14 protein-coding genes are annotated in these 17,364 nt (G+C 59.1%); 6 read left to right on the top strand and 8 right to left on the bottom strand.

Features of this window, described 5'->3' with window-relative positions; all coding sequences use genetic code 11:
* Positions 1-880 precede the first annotated feature (880 nt).
* A complete protein-coding gene (gene pdxR, locus AWB69_RS40985; RefSeq protein WP_062092479.1) occupies positions 881-2,314 on the bottom strand; it encodes a MocR-like pyridoxine biosynthesis transcription factor PdxR in 1,434 nt (477 codons plus the stop codon).
* Between the two features lie 178 nt (positions 2,315-2,492).
* On the opposite strand from pdxR, the gene AWB69_RS40990 reads away from it, so the two are divergent.
* From AWB69_RS40990 to AWB69_RS41005, 4 genes are all read left to right on the top strand, one after another.
* Positions 2,493-2,933, top strand: a complete 441-nt coding sequence (locus AWB69_RS40990; RefSeq protein ID WP_062092480.1) for a MarR family winged helix-turn-helix transcriptional regulator — start codon at positions 2,493-2,495, stop codon at positions 2,931-2,933.
* Positions 2,934-2,999: 66 nt separating this feature from the next.
* Positions 3,000-4,487 (top strand): efflux transporter outer membrane subunit, encoded by a 1,488-nt coding sequence (locus AWB69_RS40995; RefSeq protein WP_062092481.1) that lies wholly within the window; start codon positions 3,000-3,002, stop codon positions 4,485-4,487.
* Positions 4,488-4,522: 35 nt separating this feature from the next.
* Positions 4,523-5,791 carry an HlyD family secretion protein gene (locus AWB69_RS41000; RefSeq protein ID WP_062092482.1) on the top strand — a complete coding sequence of 423 codons (1,269 nt, stop codon included), beginning with the start codon at positions 4,523-4,525 and terminating at the stop codon, positions 5,789-5,791.
* 59 nt (positions 5,792-5,850) lie between these two features.
* The gene (locus AWB69_RS41005) at positions 5,851-7,413 is read left to right on the top strand and encodes a DHA2 family efflux MFS transporter permease subunit (RefSeq protein WP_062092483.1); all 1,563 of its coding nucleotides are present in this window, start codon (positions 5,851-5,853) and stop codon (positions 7,411-7,413) included.
* 346 nt (positions 7,414-7,759) lie between these two features.
* On the opposite strand, the gene AWB69_RS41010 is transcribed toward AWB69_RS41005, so the two are convergent.
* Complete coding sequence (locus AWB69_RS41010; protein WP_331712717.1) at positions 7,760-8,956, bottom strand: porin; 1,197 nt, start codon at positions 8,954-8,956, stop codon at positions 7,760-7,762.
* 472 nt (positions 8,957-9,428) lie between these two features.
* Positions 9,429-9,611: a hypothetical protein gene (locus AWB69_RS47325; protein ID WP_062092484.1), complete on the bottom strand. Its 183-nt coding sequence runs from the start codon at positions 9,609-9,611 to the stop codon at positions 9,429-9,431.
* 48 nt (positions 9,612-9,659) lie between these two features.
* Here AWB69_RS47325 and AWB69_RS41020 point away from each other — a divergent pair, with 48 nt between their 5' ends.
* On the top strand, positions 9,660-10,010 hold the full coding sequence (locus tag AWB69_RS41020) for a DUF29 domain-containing protein (protein ID WP_082913817.1): 351 nt from the start codon (positions 9,660-9,662) through the stop codon (positions 10,008-10,010).
* 66 nt (positions 10,011-10,076) lie between these two features.
* Entirely contained in the window at positions 10,077-10,211 is a 135-nt protein-coding gene (locus AWB69_RS50510) for a hypothetical protein (RefSeq protein ID WP_269447525.1), read from the top strand.
* A 191-nt stretch (positions 10,212-10,402) separates the two neighbouring features.
* Here the strand turns inward: AWB69_RS50510 and AWB69_RS41025 are convergent, their stop codons facing one another.
* From AWB69_RS41025 to AWB69_RS50015, 5 genes are all read right to left on the bottom strand, one after another.
* Complete coding sequence (locus AWB69_RS41025; protein ID WP_062092485.1) at positions 10,403-10,756, bottom strand: copper-binding protein; 354 nt, start codon at positions 10,754-10,756, stop codon at positions 10,403-10,405.
* On the bottom strand, positions 10,753-13,971 hold the full coding sequence (locus AWB69_RS41030; RefSeq protein ID WP_062092486.1) for an efflux RND transporter permease subunit: 3,219 nt from the start codon (positions 13,969-13,971) through the stop codon (positions 10,753-10,755). The genes AWB69_RS41025 and AWB69_RS41030 overlap by 4 nt, the downstream gene beginning before the upstream one ends.
* The gene (locus AWB69_RS41035; protein WP_062092487.1) at positions 13,968-15,512 is read right to left on the bottom strand and encodes an efflux RND transporter periplasmic adaptor subunit; all 1,545 of its coding nucleotides are present in this window, start codon (positions 15,510-15,512) and stop codon (positions 13,968-13,970) included. The genes AWB69_RS41030 and AWB69_RS41035 overlap by 4 nt, the downstream gene beginning before the upstream one ends.
* Positions 15,513-15,522: 10 nt before the next feature.
* Entirely contained in the window at positions 15,523-16,821 is a 1,299-nt protein-coding gene (locus AWB69_RS41040) for a TolC family protein (RefSeq protein ID WP_062092488.1), read from the bottom strand.
* A gap of 110 nt (positions 16,822-16,931) precedes the next feature.
* Complete coding sequence (locus AWB69_RS50015) at positions 16,932-17,297, bottom strand: hypothetical protein (RefSeq protein WP_062092489.1); 366 nt, start codon at positions 17,295-17,297, stop codon at positions 16,932-16,934.
* Between the last annotated feature and the right edge of the window lie 67 nt (positions 17,298-17,364).

Consider the following 17,364-nt stretch of genomic DNA (forward strand, 5'->3'; position numbering starts at 1 on the left):
GCCGCCTTCGGTTTGCGTGGCATACATGCTCCTTTGCGACATGTTATGCCTTACACACAAAATTTTGGACAGGCTCGCCACTGCGCGTGGCAGCGCGTCATTTCTTGGTCCTTAGCGACAAAGAAACGAAGCAAAGAAAACGCTTTTAAAACACGCTACCCTAAGTGTCCACAGCGTGCAGTTCCCATTCATGGGTGCCCCAAAAGCACGGTGCTCGCCAGAGCCACCGATGTGTGAAACCCTCCTTCTCCGAACACGGATACCCACACGCTTCGCCACCAGTGACTGAACCTGCCCAAGGAGCACCCCGCGCTATCCGCGAACAACCTTCCACCGAATTTGTACGCACGTCGAACCACGTTGCCAACCCACCAAGAAACGAGGCTGAAAAATGCGTGAGACCGCGACCCGCGAAAATAACCGCGCAACTCAAGCAACTCAAGCAACTCAAGCAACTCAAGCAACTCAAGCAACTCAAGCAGCCAACTCACCAAGAAGTGAAGCTATAAAACGCGTGATGCCGTGCTGGTTCCTCAGCATTAGTGCTTGCCCGAGAGCACTGGTGGCGAAGCGTGTTCATGTCAGGATTCGCGAGAAGGAGGGGTTCAACCGTCCTTCGCTCTGGCGAGCACCGTGCTTTTGGGGCACCTATGAATAGGAACTGCACGCTGTGGACACTTAGGGTAGAGCGGTTAAAGCGTTTTCTTTGCTTCGTTTCTTTGTCGCTAAGGACCAAGAAATGACGTGCCGCCACGCACAGTGGCTAATAGTGATAAAGAGAAAATCCGACTCACGCAGACCGCTAACACCGAAAGCAGCAACCCGGCACTGACCCCGACCGCTAACCCTAAAACCACCCAGGACCCCAACCCCCCACGACCTACCCCATCTTCGACAATCGCATCTTGAGCTTTTTCATGGCGATCCCGATGTCATCCGACCCGATCCCGCCATAGCCGAAGATCAGGCCTTCCTGCGCAGGCCGGTTCATGTAGAACGCCGAGATGCCATACAAGCCTATGGAAGGATCGAGAGCGCCGCCGGTCAACTGCTTCTCCTTCAACGACCCTTTCAACCGTGCGGTCATATGAATTCCTGCTGCGGGAATCCGTGGCTCGAACCATTCCGCAAGTTCGTTTTGCAGGGACGAAACGAGCGTTCTGCGACGATCCTCGTAATGCTTGTGCATACGTCGAAGATGCTTGGCGAATTCGCCGCCGAGCATGAATTTAGCCAGCGCTGCTTGCGTGAGCGAGCAGGTATGCCAGTCGCTTATCTGCTTGGCCTTCTGTATGGCTTCATTCAGCGACGCAGGCGGCACGACATAACCCACCCGCAGCTCGGGAAAGATGGTCTTTGAGAACGTGCCGACATAAGCCACCAGACCTGCCCGGTCGAGACTCTTGAGCGGCTCCACTGGCCGGCCTTCGAAGCGGAACTCACCGTCGTAGTCGTCTTCAATGATGACCGCGCCCTGGCGCTGCGCCCACTCGAGCAACGCCACGCGACGCTCGAGACTCATCGGCATGCCGAGTGGAAACTGATGCGACGGCGTCACATAGACAAGCCGGGCTTTCTTCGGCAATTTCTCGACAATCAAACCCTGCTCATCGACGGGCACGCCGATTATCTTCGCGCCGGCCGCCACGAACGCCGCACGCGCGGGCGGGTATCCGGGTTCTTCAACTGCGACCACGTCGCCGGGACGCAGCACCACACGTGCAGTCAGATCAATTGCCTGCTGCGCGCCGTGCGTGACAATCACGTCCTGCCAGTTGCTTGCCACGGCACGGCTGAACGCAAGGTAACGCGATACGGCGAGGCGCAATTCCTGTTCGCCGGCCGGATCGCGATACTGCCCGTGCCCACGCGCCTGCAATCGCACTGCGTGATTGATGCATCGACGCCAGGTGTCGAAGGGAAACAGGCGCTTGTCGGTCACGCCACCCAGAAAATCAAGCGGATAGGCAACATTGTGCCTGGGCATTGAAAGCTGGACGGGCATGGATGACCAGATTGCCTGGGTCCTTGCCTGATGCTTCATTGCGTCGGCGGGATGCGTCGGCACGCGGGTCAAGCCTTCGGCCACAAACGTGCCGTCGCCGGGACGCGAACGAAGATACCCTTCGGTGGTGAGTCGTTCGAAGACATCGAGCGTTGTCTTGCGCGAGACGCCAAGTTGCGTGGCGAGATCGCGCGTGGAGGGCAGGCGTTCGCCCGCCGCCAGCCGGCCCTCGACAATGCCGCTGCGCAACTGCCGGTAGATCTGTCCGCTCAGGTCGTCGCGGCCGCGAATGCTTACGTGGATTTCCATTGCCCCGGTATCCTCGAATGTGATCAATTGACGAATTCTGACATACCAGTGAGGCATAACCGTGGACCGCTCACGCGCTGTTTTTTACAGTTACCTGACGCTTTGTCTCATTGTGAAGAATCTGTGTTGACAATATCTGCTAAGTCAAATAGTATGCGGTTCATCAACGGAGGCAGCGATGAATCACTACAGCAAGGAAACTTTTTTTCGTCCGACTCAGAGCGTTGGTTTCTTGATCAACAAAGCGCGCAACATCCTGACAGTCGAGATGGATGCAGCACTGAAGGACCTGGATATCACCAGCCAGCAGATGGGTATCCTGATGTCGCTCACGCTGGGTCAGGCTGCAACGCCGTTCGAGTTGTCCAAGGTGCTGGGAATCGATACCGGCCTGATGACGCGCATGCTCGACAAGCTGGAAGCGAAGGAGTTGCTGCAGCGCTCACGCAGCCTTGAAGATCGCCGTGTCGTTAACCTGACGTTGACGGAAAAGGGCGAGGAAGTCGCCGCCCGGATTCCGGAAGTCGCACCGGACGTGTTGAACGCCCACCTGAAGCATTTCAGCAAGACCGAGTTTGAAGAGTTGCGCCGCCTGCTTCGTAAATTTCTTGAAGAGTAGGTAACCTAAATAAGTACGCTGAATAGGTGATCCGTTTTTTTATTCAATTATCTGACAAGTCAGAAAATGAAAACACAGTTAAATCAGAAGACGATCGGTTCGAGAGCGTTGACTGCGGGCGTATCGGTGATGTTTGCCGCGGTGCTGTCGGCATGCGCGAACTACTCGGGCATCCACAGCGACCATCAGATGGCCCAGCCGCAATCGTACGAGACGACGCAAAGCATTCCGTCGGAGAGCGGTCATTGGCCGGCAGCTGGTTGGGCTGACCAGTTCGGTGACGCGCAGCTTAAAGTGCTGATTGCCGAGGCATTGAAGAACAGTCCGTCCCTCGATCAGGCACGTGCCCGGGTTGCTTCAGCCAATGCTTATAGCGAAACGGCAAAGGCCAACACAATGCCGAAGGTCGGCGCGGACTATTCGATGACCCGTCAGCAATATTCCGGCAACGCGCTCGTGCCTCCGCCTTACGCGGGTTCATGGCAGACGGAAAACACGCTGCTCGCGTCCGCTTCGTACGACCTCGACCTGTGGGGCAAGAATCGTGAAGCGCTGAAGGCGGCGGTATCGCAAACGCAGGCAAGCGAAGCGGATGCCGAAGTCGTGAAGCTGACGCTGACTACGTCGATTGCGCGCGCTTATAACCAGCTTGCGCGGCTTTACGACCAGCGTGATATTGCCGTTAGCGAAGTCGCGCAACGTGATCAGATCGAACGTATTGCTGCGGGCCGGATTGCGACCGGGCTGGACACTGAAGTGGAGCGCAAGACGGCGCAGGCGAACGTCGCGACAAGTCATGCCTCCTTGACCGCGCTCGACGGCCAGATTCTCACGACGCGTTATCAGATTGCCGCGTTGCTTGGCGCGGGACCGGATCGCGGCCTGACGATCCAGCGTCCGACGCTTGGGGTGGGGGACCAGGCGCTGCTCCCCGACAACCTGCCGGCCGATCTCGTCAGCCGCCGGCCCGACCTGGTCGCCGCGCGCTGGCGTGTGGACGCCCTCACACATGATGTGAAGGAAGCGAAGGCCGAGTTCTATCCGGACATCAACTTGAGCGCTTCGATCGGCCTGGACGCATTCGGTTTTGGCCGCTTGCTGACGGCGGCGAGCAGAACCGTAACGGCCGGTCCGGCGATCCACTTGCCGATCTTCGATGCCGGTGCATTACGCGCTCAACTCAAAGGCCGTTACGCCGATTTCGACTATGCGGTTGCGACCTATAACCAGACCCTCGTCACCGCGCTAAGCGATGTCGCCACGCAACTCGCGCAGATCCGGTCGACGGATGCACAACTTGTCGATGCAGAAACTGCACAGGAAGCCGCGCATCGCGCCGATGAACTTGCGATCGTCCAGTACAAGGGTGGCCTCACGAATCAACTGACCGTGCTTAACGCCGACATGAACGCGTTGTCGGCGGACCAGGCCGTCGTCGATCTGAAAATGAACCGTCGTGACCAGCAGATCGCACTCGCCGCGGCACTCGGCGGCGGCTACATCGATACCGGCACCAGTTCCCCTGCGTCTTCACAAACTGTTGCCGCGCGCTGAGCCGGCATTCCACTGACCCGTCAAGAGAGTTTGCAATGAGCGATACCATCCAGTCCGACCGCGTGACGGCGGATTCAAACGAAACAGCCAAGGGTGCCGTACCTCAAGAGAGCGTGCCGGGCACGAAACGCAAGCTGCTGCTTTCCTTGCTTGGCGCAGCAATCGTCGTCTCGGCCATCGCCTACGGTACGTATTACTACACCGATGCGCGCTTCTACCAGTCGACCGACGACTCCTACGTCAGTGGCAATCTCGTACAACTCACGCCGCAAGTCAGCGGTACGGTTGTCGCGGTGAACGCCGACGATACGCAGATCGTCAAGGCCGGCGACCCGGTCGTGACGCTGGACCCGGCCGACGCAAAGGTTGCGCTCGGTAATGCGGAAGCCACGCTTGGCCAGACCGTGCGAGAAGTGAGCAGCCTCTACGTCAACAACGACTTTTATGCCGCGAGCATCGCTCAGCGCGAGTCGGATCTCGCGCGCGCCAACTCGGATCTGCAACGCCGCCAGGCGGTGGAGAACACCGGGGCGGTATCGGCGGAAGACGTCTCGCATGCCCGCGACGCCGTCAAGAGCGCACAAGCCTCGCTCGACGCCATACGCCAGCAAGCCGAAGCGAACCACGTGCTCACCGACCGCACGTCGATCGAACAACACCCGAACGTCCAGGCTGCTGCAAGCAAGGTCCGCGATGCTTACCTGAGCTATGCCCGTAACACCTTGCCCGCGCCGGTGACGGGTTACGTCGCGCGCCGTTCGGTGCAGGTCGGGCAGCGTGTTGCTCCGGGTACCCCGCTGATGGCGATCGTGCCGCTGGACGGTGTGTGGGTCGACGCCAACTTCAAGGAAGGGCAACTGCGGCACATGCGCATTGGTCAGCCGGTCACGTTGACGGCCGATGTGTACGGTTCGAGCGTCAAGTATCACGGCCGTGTGGTGGGCTTTTCCGCGGGGACGGGCAGCGCGTTTGCCGTGCTGCCCGCACAGAACGCGACAGGCAACTGGATCAAGGTCGTGCAACGCTTGCCGGTACGTGTCCAGCTTGACCCGCGTGAGCTTCAGCAGCATCCGCTGCGCATCGGCTTGTCGATGAACGTTGAAGTGGAAACCCGCGACGAATCCGGTACGCAACTGGCCGCTGCAACCAACACGTCTTATAGGACCGGTGTATTCGAGCAATACGGCGCGCAAGCCGATGCGGAGATCGCGAAGGTGATCTCCGCCAACATGCCGATAGGTCCGATAGCCGCTCCCAGGACCATAGCGAAGCGAGATCAAGCCCAACTTCATCGCGCCGGTTAAGCGCATTTTTTTAATCAAATATCTGACAAGTCAGATTAAGTGTGTCCTTGGGAGCAGCCATGAATACGTCGTCTCAGTCCGGCGCGCTTGCGCCACTCACTGGCGGGAAACTGGTTCTTGCCACGCTTGCCGTTGCGCTTGCCACGTTCATGAACGTGCTGGATTCGTCGATTGCGAATGTTGCGATCCCGACCATCTCGGGCAACATGGGCGTCTCGGTCGATGAAGGAACGTGGGTCATTACGCTCTTCGCCGCGGCCAACGCCATTTCAATCCCGCTGACAGGCTGGCTCACGCAACGGGTCGGGCAAGTGAAGCTGTTCGTATGGGCGATCCTGTTGTTCGTGATGTCTTCGTGGTTGTGCGGCATTGCGCCGAACCTTCCCGTGCTGCTTGGCGCGCGGATCCTGCAAGGCGCGGTCGCCGGTCCGCTGATCCCGCTGTCTCAAGCCATCCTCCTCGGTTCGTATCCGAAGGAAAAGAGCTCGCATGCGCTGGCGTTGTGGGCCATGACCGCGACGGTCGGCCCGATTGTCGGACCGGCGCTGGGCGGCTGGATCACCGATAGCTACTCGTGGTCCTGGATCTTCTACATCAACATTCCCGTTGGCCTGTTTGCAGCCGGTGTGACGTGGGCGATCTACCGGACGCGCGAAACGCCGGTCAAGCGGATCCCTATCGACAAAGTGGGTCTGATCTCGTTGATCGTGTGGGTCGGTTCGTTGCAGATCATGCTCGATAAAGGCAAGGACCTCGACTGGTTCACGTCGCCGGTGATTGTCGCGTTGGGGCTGATTGCGTTGATCAGCTTCGTGTTCTTCATGGTCTGGGAGTTGACCGAAAAAAATCCGATCATCAATCTCCAGCTCTTCATGGGACGTAATTTCATGGGGGGAGCCATCGCGATTTCAGTCGCATACGCCGTCTTTTTTTCGAACCTCGTGATCTTGCCGCAGTGGATGCAGCAGTACCTGAACTATCGTTCCGTCGATGCCGGTCTTGCCACTGCGCCACTGGGTATCTTTGCCGTGCTGCTCGCGCCGGTGATGGCCAAGATCATGCCGAAGAGCGATGCGCGGGTGCTTGCCACCCTGGCTTTTCTCGGTTTTGCCGGCGTGTTTTTCATGCGGTCGTTTTACACGACAGGCGTCGATACCTGGACCCTCGTCGTGCCGACCTTGCTGCAAGGCGTTCCTACTGCGCTGTTCTTCGTACCGCTGACAGCAATCATTTTGTCCGGCTTGCCGGCCGACAAGATACCCGCCGCCGCGGGGCTGTCAAATTTCACGCGGGTCTTTGCGGGTGCCGTTGGAACGTCGCTCGTCAGCACCGGCTGGAACGACCGGACGATCCTGCATCATGCTCAACTGGCTGAACAAACGAGCGTCAACAATCCGAACTTCGTCGCGAGTATCAGTGCATTGCAGAACATGCTTGGAGGAAGCACGACGCAAGCAATGGCGTTCTTCGAATCGTCCCTCAACGCACAAGCTGCCATGCTTGGACTGAACGATATCTTCTGGCTTTCGGCGGTCATTTTCATCGTGATTATCCCGCTGATCTGGCTCACCAAGCCGGGCAGGGACGGCAGCGCAGCGGCTGCGGGAGCAGGGGGACACTAGGTTTCAAGTTGCTGGAATTGATGCTCAATAAAGCTAGAAAAACAACGACAAATTGGGTGCATATGAAGGCGATATGCGAAATGAGTCGCTAGTTTGTGGCAAACGGGTCATTTCACATGAGCAAAAAACGTAGTCAAAATAACGTTAATAAAACATGGACGCAATCGCTCGCACACCAGTCCTGCGAGCGATTGCTTGCTCGTTCTGGCAACACCTGTGGATGGCGGGTATGCGACCGGGATGTGAGCAAAAAAAGCGGCCTTCCCTGTCCGGTTGAATCCGAAGAGAGAAGGCCGCGTGCTTCAAGAAACGCTTAGGAGTACAGCGCCCGGGCGTTTATCAACATTTAGAACTTGTGCGTGATGCCGACAATGGCTGCCAACTGGTGATTGTTGGACGAAAGGGTCGAGCCGCTGAAGTCAGCTACAGCCGTCTTGCCCGTCGAATCCACACCCGAAGCCGTTTCGAAGAAGCCGATTGCGTACAGCGTCGTACGCTTGGACAACGAGTAGATGGTGCCCAGGTTGAATTGATTGTACTTGGCGCTGCCCACGCCATCGGCGCCGCTGTTATGCGTATAGATGTAGGCGCCGGCCAGCGTCAGCGCCGGGGTCAGCGCGTACTTCACGTTCAGTTCGCCCGAATTGAACGTAGCGGTGCCGCCGTTGTACTTGGTGCCGAAGCTGCCAATTGCATTGACCTGACCGAGGTTCTGGAACTGCGTGTTCGAGTACAGCAGCGCGATCGTTGCAGAGCCGAGCACGTACGAACCGCCGGCCGTGATGATCTGCTGCGAGCCTGCCGACGCGTAGCCGCCATAAATACGGCTTGGCATGTTGTTGTTGCCGCCTGCAGCCGAAGTCGGCGTCGACGAGTTGCCCTGGTTGCCGAACGTCGAGAAGTACGGGTCCTTGGTGAAGTCGTAGCTCACACCAAGCTTGATCGGACCGTTTGCGTACGACACGGCTGCGTCGGTGACTGCGTTCCGCGAGAACTGGCCGGCCTGGCCGCCAAGGCTGTACAGGATGCCGACTGTCACGCCATGATAGTTGGGGCTCGTGTACTTGATGGCGTTCTGGATGCGGTTCGACGTATCCACGTTATCAACGTCGCCTGCGCGCGTGCCGTAGCCGAGGCCGGATGCAGCCCAGTCGGCGCCCGATGCGAACGAGGCGGTGGCGTCGTTACTTGCCGAGTACTGGCGGCCCAGCGTCACCGTACCGTAAGTAGCGCTCGACAGGCCGACGAAGGCCTTGCGGCCGAATTCCAGTCCGCCCTGGCTGAGTGCGCCGGTGCCGAGGGTATAACCATTTTCAAGGGTGAAGATCGCCTTGAGGCCGCCGCCCAGGTCTTCAGCACCCGTCAAACCCCAACGCGACGAGTTGGCGCTCGAAAGACCGTAGAGCTTGCTGCCCTTGACGTTGTTGTTGAAGAGGAACCCGGCGTCGGCAACGCCGTACAGCGTCACGCTGCTTTGTGCGTGGGCAGCGCCGGCAAATGCGCCGAACGCCAGGATGGCAGCGGTGGTCTTTTGGATTTTCATTTTGTTGTGCTTCAGTGTGTAAAAGAGGAGACATCCTTGTTTGATCAGGTCGGAAAGTCCACTGTTGTTTGATTGTTTGGTTATTCCGTTGCTTTCCAAGGCAACGTGCCAAAAATTCATATAGCCGAAATAATTAGCATCCCAAATCGTCTCGCATAGGATCGACCCGATCACAAGCAGGAGAATCGCCCTGTAACCACCGATGTGTAAGGTTTTCGAAGGGTACTGAACGTCCGGCTCGACGAACCTTAATGTGGCCCGATTTCATTTTTGTGAAATGGTATTTACTTTCGGGACGTAAGGAAAATTAGATCTCTATACGTATTATTTGCACAACAAGTTATTGAAACGCTAGTAATTCTTACGGAATTAAGGCTTGAGGCTGGCAGCGCAGCTTCTCAGGCCTGGGGCGGGCACCCTTTTGAAAGCTGACGGCCTTCAAGATCCTTTCGGGCAGCGAGTGCTGCCGCTATCAGATGACGCCGGTCGAGCGCATGTCGGCCAGGCGTTTTTTCATGTCCGGCACGGCGAGCGTGTGAGCGTCGCCTTTGCGCAGCGCGACGCTGGTCGAGAGGATATCGATAATGACAAGCGCGGCGAGCCGCGACGTGGTGGGCGTGTAGACGTCTGTATTTTCCAGCGTCTCGGCAATCACCGCGACGTCCGAGAAACTCGCGAGCGGGCTATTCGATCCGGTATCACAATGGCGCTTGCGCCGCGTTCGCGGGCGGTGCGCGCGACCTCGATCAGCAGCGAACTGGCGAATTGTACGTCGGTGCTGCTGGCTCATCTTCTGAAGTGGCAATACCAGCCGGGATGGCGTAGCAAGAGCTGGCAGTTCACGATCCGCACACAGCGCAAAGAGGTGGCCTGCGTGTTGAGTGAAGCGCCGGGTTTGCGCGGCAAATTCGGTGACGAGGCATGGCTCGATATTGTCTGGTCCAAAGCGCGGAGCATAGCGAGCAACGAAACCGGCCTGGACCTCGATGCGTTTCCCGAGGTGCTGCCATGGCAAGTCGATGGCGTATTATTATCGGAGTTTTACGCTGGATAGTGGAAAAGACTACGGCGCGAGCTGCGCCCCGCATGACGGCCGGTAGCCGAAAATTGGATGATGGCGATGAACACGTTTGGACGTTGGGTAACCATGTTGTCGCTGCTTGGTGCGTTGCTTTCGTTGACAGGCTGCAATACGGTAGCCGGAGTTGGCGAGGACATCTCGGGTTCAGCCCGTACCGTTCAGCACGCCCTGTAGCACTGGTCTCGCATGTGGGTGCAGCGGGCGACGGCGTGATCGCCGTGTTACCTGTTTCCCATTTCTACAGCCTCCACGCCATGACCGGAGTGCTGCTGTAGTCGTCCCAAACGCGATCCGTCAGCTGCGGTCTCAAGGACAGCGGCGCTTACCGTGGCAGGCGTCGCCGCGTCCCTGGCGCCTACTGATGGCTAGTGCTTCTCCAGCTTCACAATGGTCAGCGTGCCGTTGACATCTTCAACGCGGACTTTGACCTTGTCGCCTTCCTTGACGTGGTCAATCATCGCCGTGTCCCTGGCCTTGTATGCCATCGTCATCGCCGACATGCCGATGTTGGTCAGTGCACCGTGCTGCAGGGTCACCATGCCTGTCGACGGGTCCACCTTCTTGACCACAGCGTCGGTCAGTTGCGATTTGCCCGGCTTTGCGGCGCTCATTGCGCCGTTGTCCATCTTCATGCCAGCCATTTCGTCCGCAGCTATCGCGGCACTGGCAAGCGTGAGTGCGGCGCAGAATACGGCGGATACGGTAACGAACTTCTTCATCGGTTTTCTCCAGAGTGCGATTGCGGCACGAGCGTGCCAGTGGGTACTGCGTGAGGTTGAAGCGGTTCTTCGGTTTTCATTTTGGTGTGTGCAATCCTGCGGCGTTGCAGCAGCAACCAGGCGGCCGGAATGATCAGCATCGACAGGAGCGGCGCGGTCACCATGCCACCCACCATCGGTGCGGCGATTCGCTGCATGACCTCCGACCCGGCGCCATGGCCGAGCATGATCGGGATGAGACCTGCCAGCACGACCGCGACTGTCATTGCCTTGGGTCTCACGCGCAAGACGGCGCCCTCGCGAATCGCATCGACGAGCGTTGCTTCGGTAAAGGGTGCACCTTCCTCGAGCCGGCGGTTGAGCGCGCCCTTCAGATACAGGAGCATCACGACGCCGAATTCGGCTGCGACGCCCGAGAGCGCGATGAAGCCGACAGCTGTAGCGACCGACACCGCGTGTCCGAGGATCCAGATCAGCCAGAAGCCGCCGACCAGTGCGAACGGTACGGTCAACATCAGCAACAGCGCGTCGGCCGCCGAGTTGAACGTCAGGAAGAGCAGCACGAAGATGACGACGAGCGTCACTGGAATCACGGTCCGCAATTTCGCGGCCGCCCGCTCCAGATACTCGAACTGGCCAGACCAGGCGATGGAATAGCCTGGCGGCAGTGCGACGTGCTGAGCAACCGCAAGCTGCATTGCTCTCACGGCCGATTGCAAGTCCACATCGCGAATGTCGACGTAGACGTAGCCCGACAAGCGCGCGTTCTCACTACGGATCATCGGTGGCCCATCGGAGATCTTGATGGTGGCTACGTCCCCTAGCGTGATCTGCGCCCCCCGGTCGGTGACCACCGGCAACTGACGCAGATTGTCGACTGAGTCCCGGATCTCCCGTGGATAGCGAATGCTGATCGGGAACCGCTCGCGGCCTGCAATGACTTCGCCGACGTTATCGCCGCCGACTGCTGTCGACACGATGGACTGGACGTCAGTCACCGACACGCCATAGCGGGCTGCAGCCAACCGGTCGATATCGACGTCGATGTAGTGGCCGCCGTTCAAGCGTTCCGCTAGCGCCGACGTGACGCCTGGAACCTTCTTCAAGACGGACTCGACCTGTGTGGCAATCCTGTCGATCTGCCCAAGGTCTGCTCCAGAAATCTTCACCCCCACAGGCGTCTTGATACCGGTCGACAGCATGTCCAGGCGATTGCGAATCGGCGGAACCCAGACATTCGACAGGCCCGGAATCCTGACTCGCGCATCGAGCTCGTCCACCAGCTTCTCGGGCGTCATGCCGGGCCGCCATTCGCTGCGTGGCTTGAACTGGATCGTGGTCTCGAACATCTCGAACGGCGCCGGGTCGGTCGCGGTGTCGGCGCGGCCCGATTTGCCGAACACGGTTTTCACTTCGGGAATCGTCTTGATCAGACGGTCGGTTTGTTGAAGCAGCTCGGCAGCTTTATCCGCTGAAATGCCGGGTAGCGCGGTCGGCATATACAGCAGATCACCTTCGTCGAGCTGTGGCATGAATTCGCCACCTAGTCGCGACACAGGAATGAGCGTGATGGCTAGTGCGATGACCGCCAGCCCGATCGCGGCCCACGGTCTGCGTAGCGTCGCTTCGAGCAATGGGCGATACAGTCTGATCAGCACGCGGTTGATCGGATTGGCGTTCTCATGCGGAATGCGACCCCGAATCAGAAAGCCCATCAGCACCGGCACCAGCGTCACGGACAACCCGGCGGCGGCCGCGATCGTGTAGGTCTTCGTGAACGCTAGTGGGGCAAAGAGCTTCCCCTCCTGGCCCTCGAGCGAGAAGACCGGGATGAACGACAGCGTGATGATGAGCAGCGAGAAGAACAAGGCTGGCCCGACCTCGGCTGCCGATTCGGCGATCAATTCCCATCGCTGGGCATTGGTGATTGGACTATCCGGGCGCTCGCGGTCGTACGCCTCCAGATGCTTATGCGCGTTTTCGATCATCACGATAGCGGCATCGATCATTGCGCCGATGGCAATCGCAATGCCGCCCAACGACATCAGGTTTGCGTTGACGCCCTGATAGCGCATCACGATGAACGCTGTCAGCACCCCGAGCGGCAGCGACAGGATCGCGACAAACGCACTGCGCAGGTGGAAGAGGAACACCGCGCAGACCAGGCCGACGATGATGAATTCCTCAATCAGCTTGTCTTTGAGGTTGTCGACGGCACGCTCGATGAGCTGCGAGCGGTCATAAGTCGTCACGACCTCGACGCCTGGCGGCAGCGATTTTTTCAAGTCGGCGAACTTGGCTTTGACCGCATCGATAGTTGTCAGCGCGTTCTTGCCGGAGCGCATCACAATCACGCCCCCGGCGACTTCGCCTTCGCCGTTTAGTTCGGCAATGCCACGGCGCATTTCGGGGCCAATCTGGATGCGAGCGACGTTCCCCAACAGGACCGGCGTGCCTGTATCGTTGGTCCGCAGCACGATGTTGCGGAAGTCATCCAGTGAGCGCAGGTAGCCGGATGACCTCACCATGTACTCCGACTCGGCGAGCTCGACAACCGATCCGCCCGACTCCTGGTTGGCCTTTCCTATGGCATCCGCGACAGCACCTTGTGTGATGCCATAGGCGCGCAGCTTGTCTGGATCGATGACGACCTGGTATTGGCGCACCATGCCGCCGATCGACGCGACTTCCGAGACGTCCGGTACCGATTTCAGCTCGAACTTCAGAAACCAGTCGTTTAAGGCGCGGAGCTGTCCCAGGTCGTGTTTGCCGGTGCGGTCGACCAATGCGTATTCGTAGACCCAACCGACCCCCGTTGCGTCAGGACCGAGTGACACGGTCGCGCCCGGCGGCAAACGGCTCTGCACCTGGTTCAGGTATTCCAGTACCCGCGAACGCGCCCAATACTGGTCCGTCTTGTCGTCGAAAAGCACGTAGACGAACGCATCCCCGAACGACGAGTAGGCGCGAATGGTCGTCGCGCCCGGCACGCCCAGCAGGGTTGTCGTGAGCGGATAGGTCACCTGGTCTTCGACCACCTGCGGCGCCTTGCCGGGATACGAGGCCTTGATGATGACCTGCGTGTCGGACAGATCCGGCAGCGCATCGAGCGGTGTCTGCGTCAACGAATAAAAGCCCCATGCAGTGACGAGCACGGTCGCGAGCAGCACGAGAAATCGGTTGTAAATCGACCAGCGAATGATGCGCGCGATCATTTCGTGCCTCCAGCCGGTTCGACCTTCGTCAGTTGATATCCGTCATCCGATTGCTTGAAGACGAAATGCACGGCGTCGCCCACCGTGACGTCCGGGAAGGACGTGGGCGCCGGCTTGCCGAATGTCATGGTCATCGCACCCCATCCCAATGCGGGTACGGGCTGGTGCGAGAACGTGATGTCGCCGGGAGTGACTTTTTCAACCTTGCCGGTCGTCTCGTAGGTTGGAGCCGCAACTGCGGCGGAGGCTGGCGCCGGAACCGACGCACCCATGCCTGGAGCAACGCTTCCTTCGAGCTTCGGCAGCACGGATTTCAGGCTCGCTTCCGAGTCGATCAGGAACTGGCCGGATGCAACGACCTGCTGGCCTTCCGTCAAGCCGCTTGTCACTTCGGTATCCTCACCGGTATCGTTGCCCACCGTAATGGCGACAGGTTGCAGCCGACCGTCGCTGTTCCTGACGATGACGATCGAGCGTTTTCCCGTGGTGATCACGGCTTCGGATGGCACGAGCAGGCGCGACACAGGTTTCGCCCCGCTGATATGGGCGCGCATCAGCATCCCCGGCGTCAGCTTCAGCCCTGTATTGTCGATTTCAAGGCGCGCCTGTAACGTGCGGCTGCTTGTGCTGATGCCGGGCAGGATTTCGCGGATGTGACCGCTGAAGTGCTGCGACGGATCGCCGTCGAACGTCGCGTCGACCAACATGCCGGGCCGCACCTGCAACGCGAGCGACTCGGGGATCTCGATGATTAACCAAAGCTTTGACAGGCCCGCGACCTTGGCGAGCGTCTGCCCCGGTGACACCATCGCACCATCGCGGACATTGAGTTCGGTCAGCACACCCGTTTCTTGCGCGGATAGCGTCACGTGCGTCCGCGCTTTACCCGTTTGATCCAGGCTCGCAATGAGGCCGTCCGGTATCGACATCGCTCGCATACGGGCGCGAGCCCCTTCAAGCAGGCCGTCATCCATACCGCCGCGTTTGAGCGCCAGATATTCTTCCTGCGGCGCCAGCCAATCCGGAACGAACAGCGACGCGATCGGTGTGCCCTTGGCCACACGCTGCATCGGCGCGCTGGCGTACAGATGGTCGATGTAGCCTGTTACCCGCGATTGGACGACATCGGCCATCGACTCATCGAACTGCGTGGAGCCGACTGCGTCGAAACCAACCGCCGTGTCCTGCCGGCGCACCGTGGCGTATCGAATGCCAAGATTCTGTTGAAGCCCCGAGTCGACTCTGATACCGCTGGAGCCGCCTTCATCCGCAAAGACAGGCTGCAGTTCCATGGCCATGAAGGGAGATTTCCCGGGTTTATCGAAGTGCTGGTTAGGCACCATCGGGTCATGCCAATACAGGACCTTGCGGCCCGTCTTCGGGTCGACCTTGTCGCCGGGCGCGGATGGGGTCGCGGCCGTGGCTGATGCCATGGGTGCATCCGTCGCAGAACGATGAGTGCCGATCACATAACCGGCGCCTAGCAGCGCGACCGCAGCAAACACCGACGCCACGGCACGCACGAGTAGTGTCTGATTCATGTTTTTCTCCTTATTGGCTGGCGGTCAAGTCAGGCGGCAAAACCTGGTATTCCAACCGGGCCCAGACCAGGGAGACTTGTCGTTCGAGATTCAACACTTGAAGATTCGCTTCGAGCTGCGTGTGCCTCGCGTCCAATGCATCGGAGAGCGTGCCGGCACCGGACCGATAGGCCGCATTGGCCAGTGCCACTTTCTGTGCTGCGGCGGGTAGAACGGTTTGCTTCACGTTCGCTAAACGTTCCCGGCCACTGGCGAGCTTTGCCGTCAGGCTTTGGATATCGGCTACCACCTGTCGCTCGGTGTCTTCGTAAGTGAGCCGTGCTTGCGTGCCCATTTCCGATTTTTGCTCGACGTCGCGATCCTCGAGATTTCTGCGGTTGATCGGCAGAGGGATGGAGACGCCGAATGACACGTAGTCCGAGAAATTTCCACCCCGCTTGAAATAGGTCAGCCCCCAGGTCCAATTCGGGTTTCTATCGCTTCGGGCAACGTCTGTGCCGGCATCGGCCAACGAGATGGCGGAGCGTGCGGCGATCAGATCAGGCTGAACTTGATCGAGCTGATCGACGCTTAAACTGGACACTTGTGATTCCAGATCCGGTGGGTCTCCCGCGACCTCCAGAACGTTACCTGCCGCTGTCCAACGCGACAGGGCAATCAACGCAGTCTTCTCGTCCTGCAGCGCGTTAATCAATTCATCACGTGCGTTTCCGAGCGTGAGGCTGGCTTGGGCGACTTCCACCGCAGTGCCTTTTGCACCGCGGTACGACGCTTGTCTGGCGGTAAGTTCCTGGCTCAAGTGGTCGACCAAAGCCTGGCTCAAGGCGACGGCCTTTTTTGCGTAGATGGCGTTCAGCCAAGCCATGGCCGCTTGTTGCCGGACCTCGGCCACTTTTTGCAGGTAGGTCGATTTATCGCGCTCTACGGCGCGATCTGCCAACGCTGTACGTAATCGGCGCTTGTCCGTGGATACCCACTCCTGTTCGATGCCGATACCGCGCATCGTGAAATTGTCCTGCCCGATCGTGAAGGCCTGTGATCCATTGACAGGCAAGTCCTCGACGCTCAACTTCAACATGGGATTGGGCAGTTGTCCGGCTTTGACGACAACGTCGGAGCTTCCCCGGACTGCGGCTTGCGCCGCCTGAATCGAGGATGAACGGCTGGTGGCTATTTGAAGCGCCGCATCGAGCGTCAAGCCGCCGTCCTGGGCGTGCGCCACGCTACTGGAAAACATAACGAGCGCTGCCAAAGCGAGGCAATGCAGCGGCTCACGTCGGATGATCGACGTGAAATGTTGGAAATGCATGTGAACCCCGAATGGTCGAGCACCCTATGGCCGTGCGAACGGACATACGGACTCAAGTCCTGAACCAGGACAACATCACCGCGAAGCTGCGGCGAACCAGATGGACGGAGTTAGAGGGACTGCGGGGGACGCCAGAGTCCATCCGGTGCGCGGAAGGAGAACGACTCTGCGTAGTGGAAACTCAGAGGGATAAACGACCCTGCGGGTCGAACGACTGAGGGAGACGATACGGGGTGATAGAGACTGCCCATCTGACATTGACCAGTCACCTTGCACAGGGATGACTTCGACCTGCCGTGTTCGCTGGACATTGCTGTCATCAATTCGCAGCCGGGCATCTTGGTGGCCATGGCGCCGGTGTCGTCGCCCATGACCTCTTGCATCGGACACTGCCCAGTCGCGCCACTGGCTGCCAGCCCACTGATAGGCAGCATGGCGCAGAGCAACAGGAGGAGCATTGTCCGAAGAAATTTCATGGCTGCGATTATAGCGGAGACATTTTACTAAGGTGTCGAGGAATTTTGAGGCTGCGTGGCTGAGCGC

The organism is Caballeronia udeis (genome assembly GCF_001544555.2).
GTDB lineage: Bacteria > Pseudomonadota > Gammaproteobacteria > Burkholderiales > Burkholderiaceae > Caballeronia > Caballeronia udeis.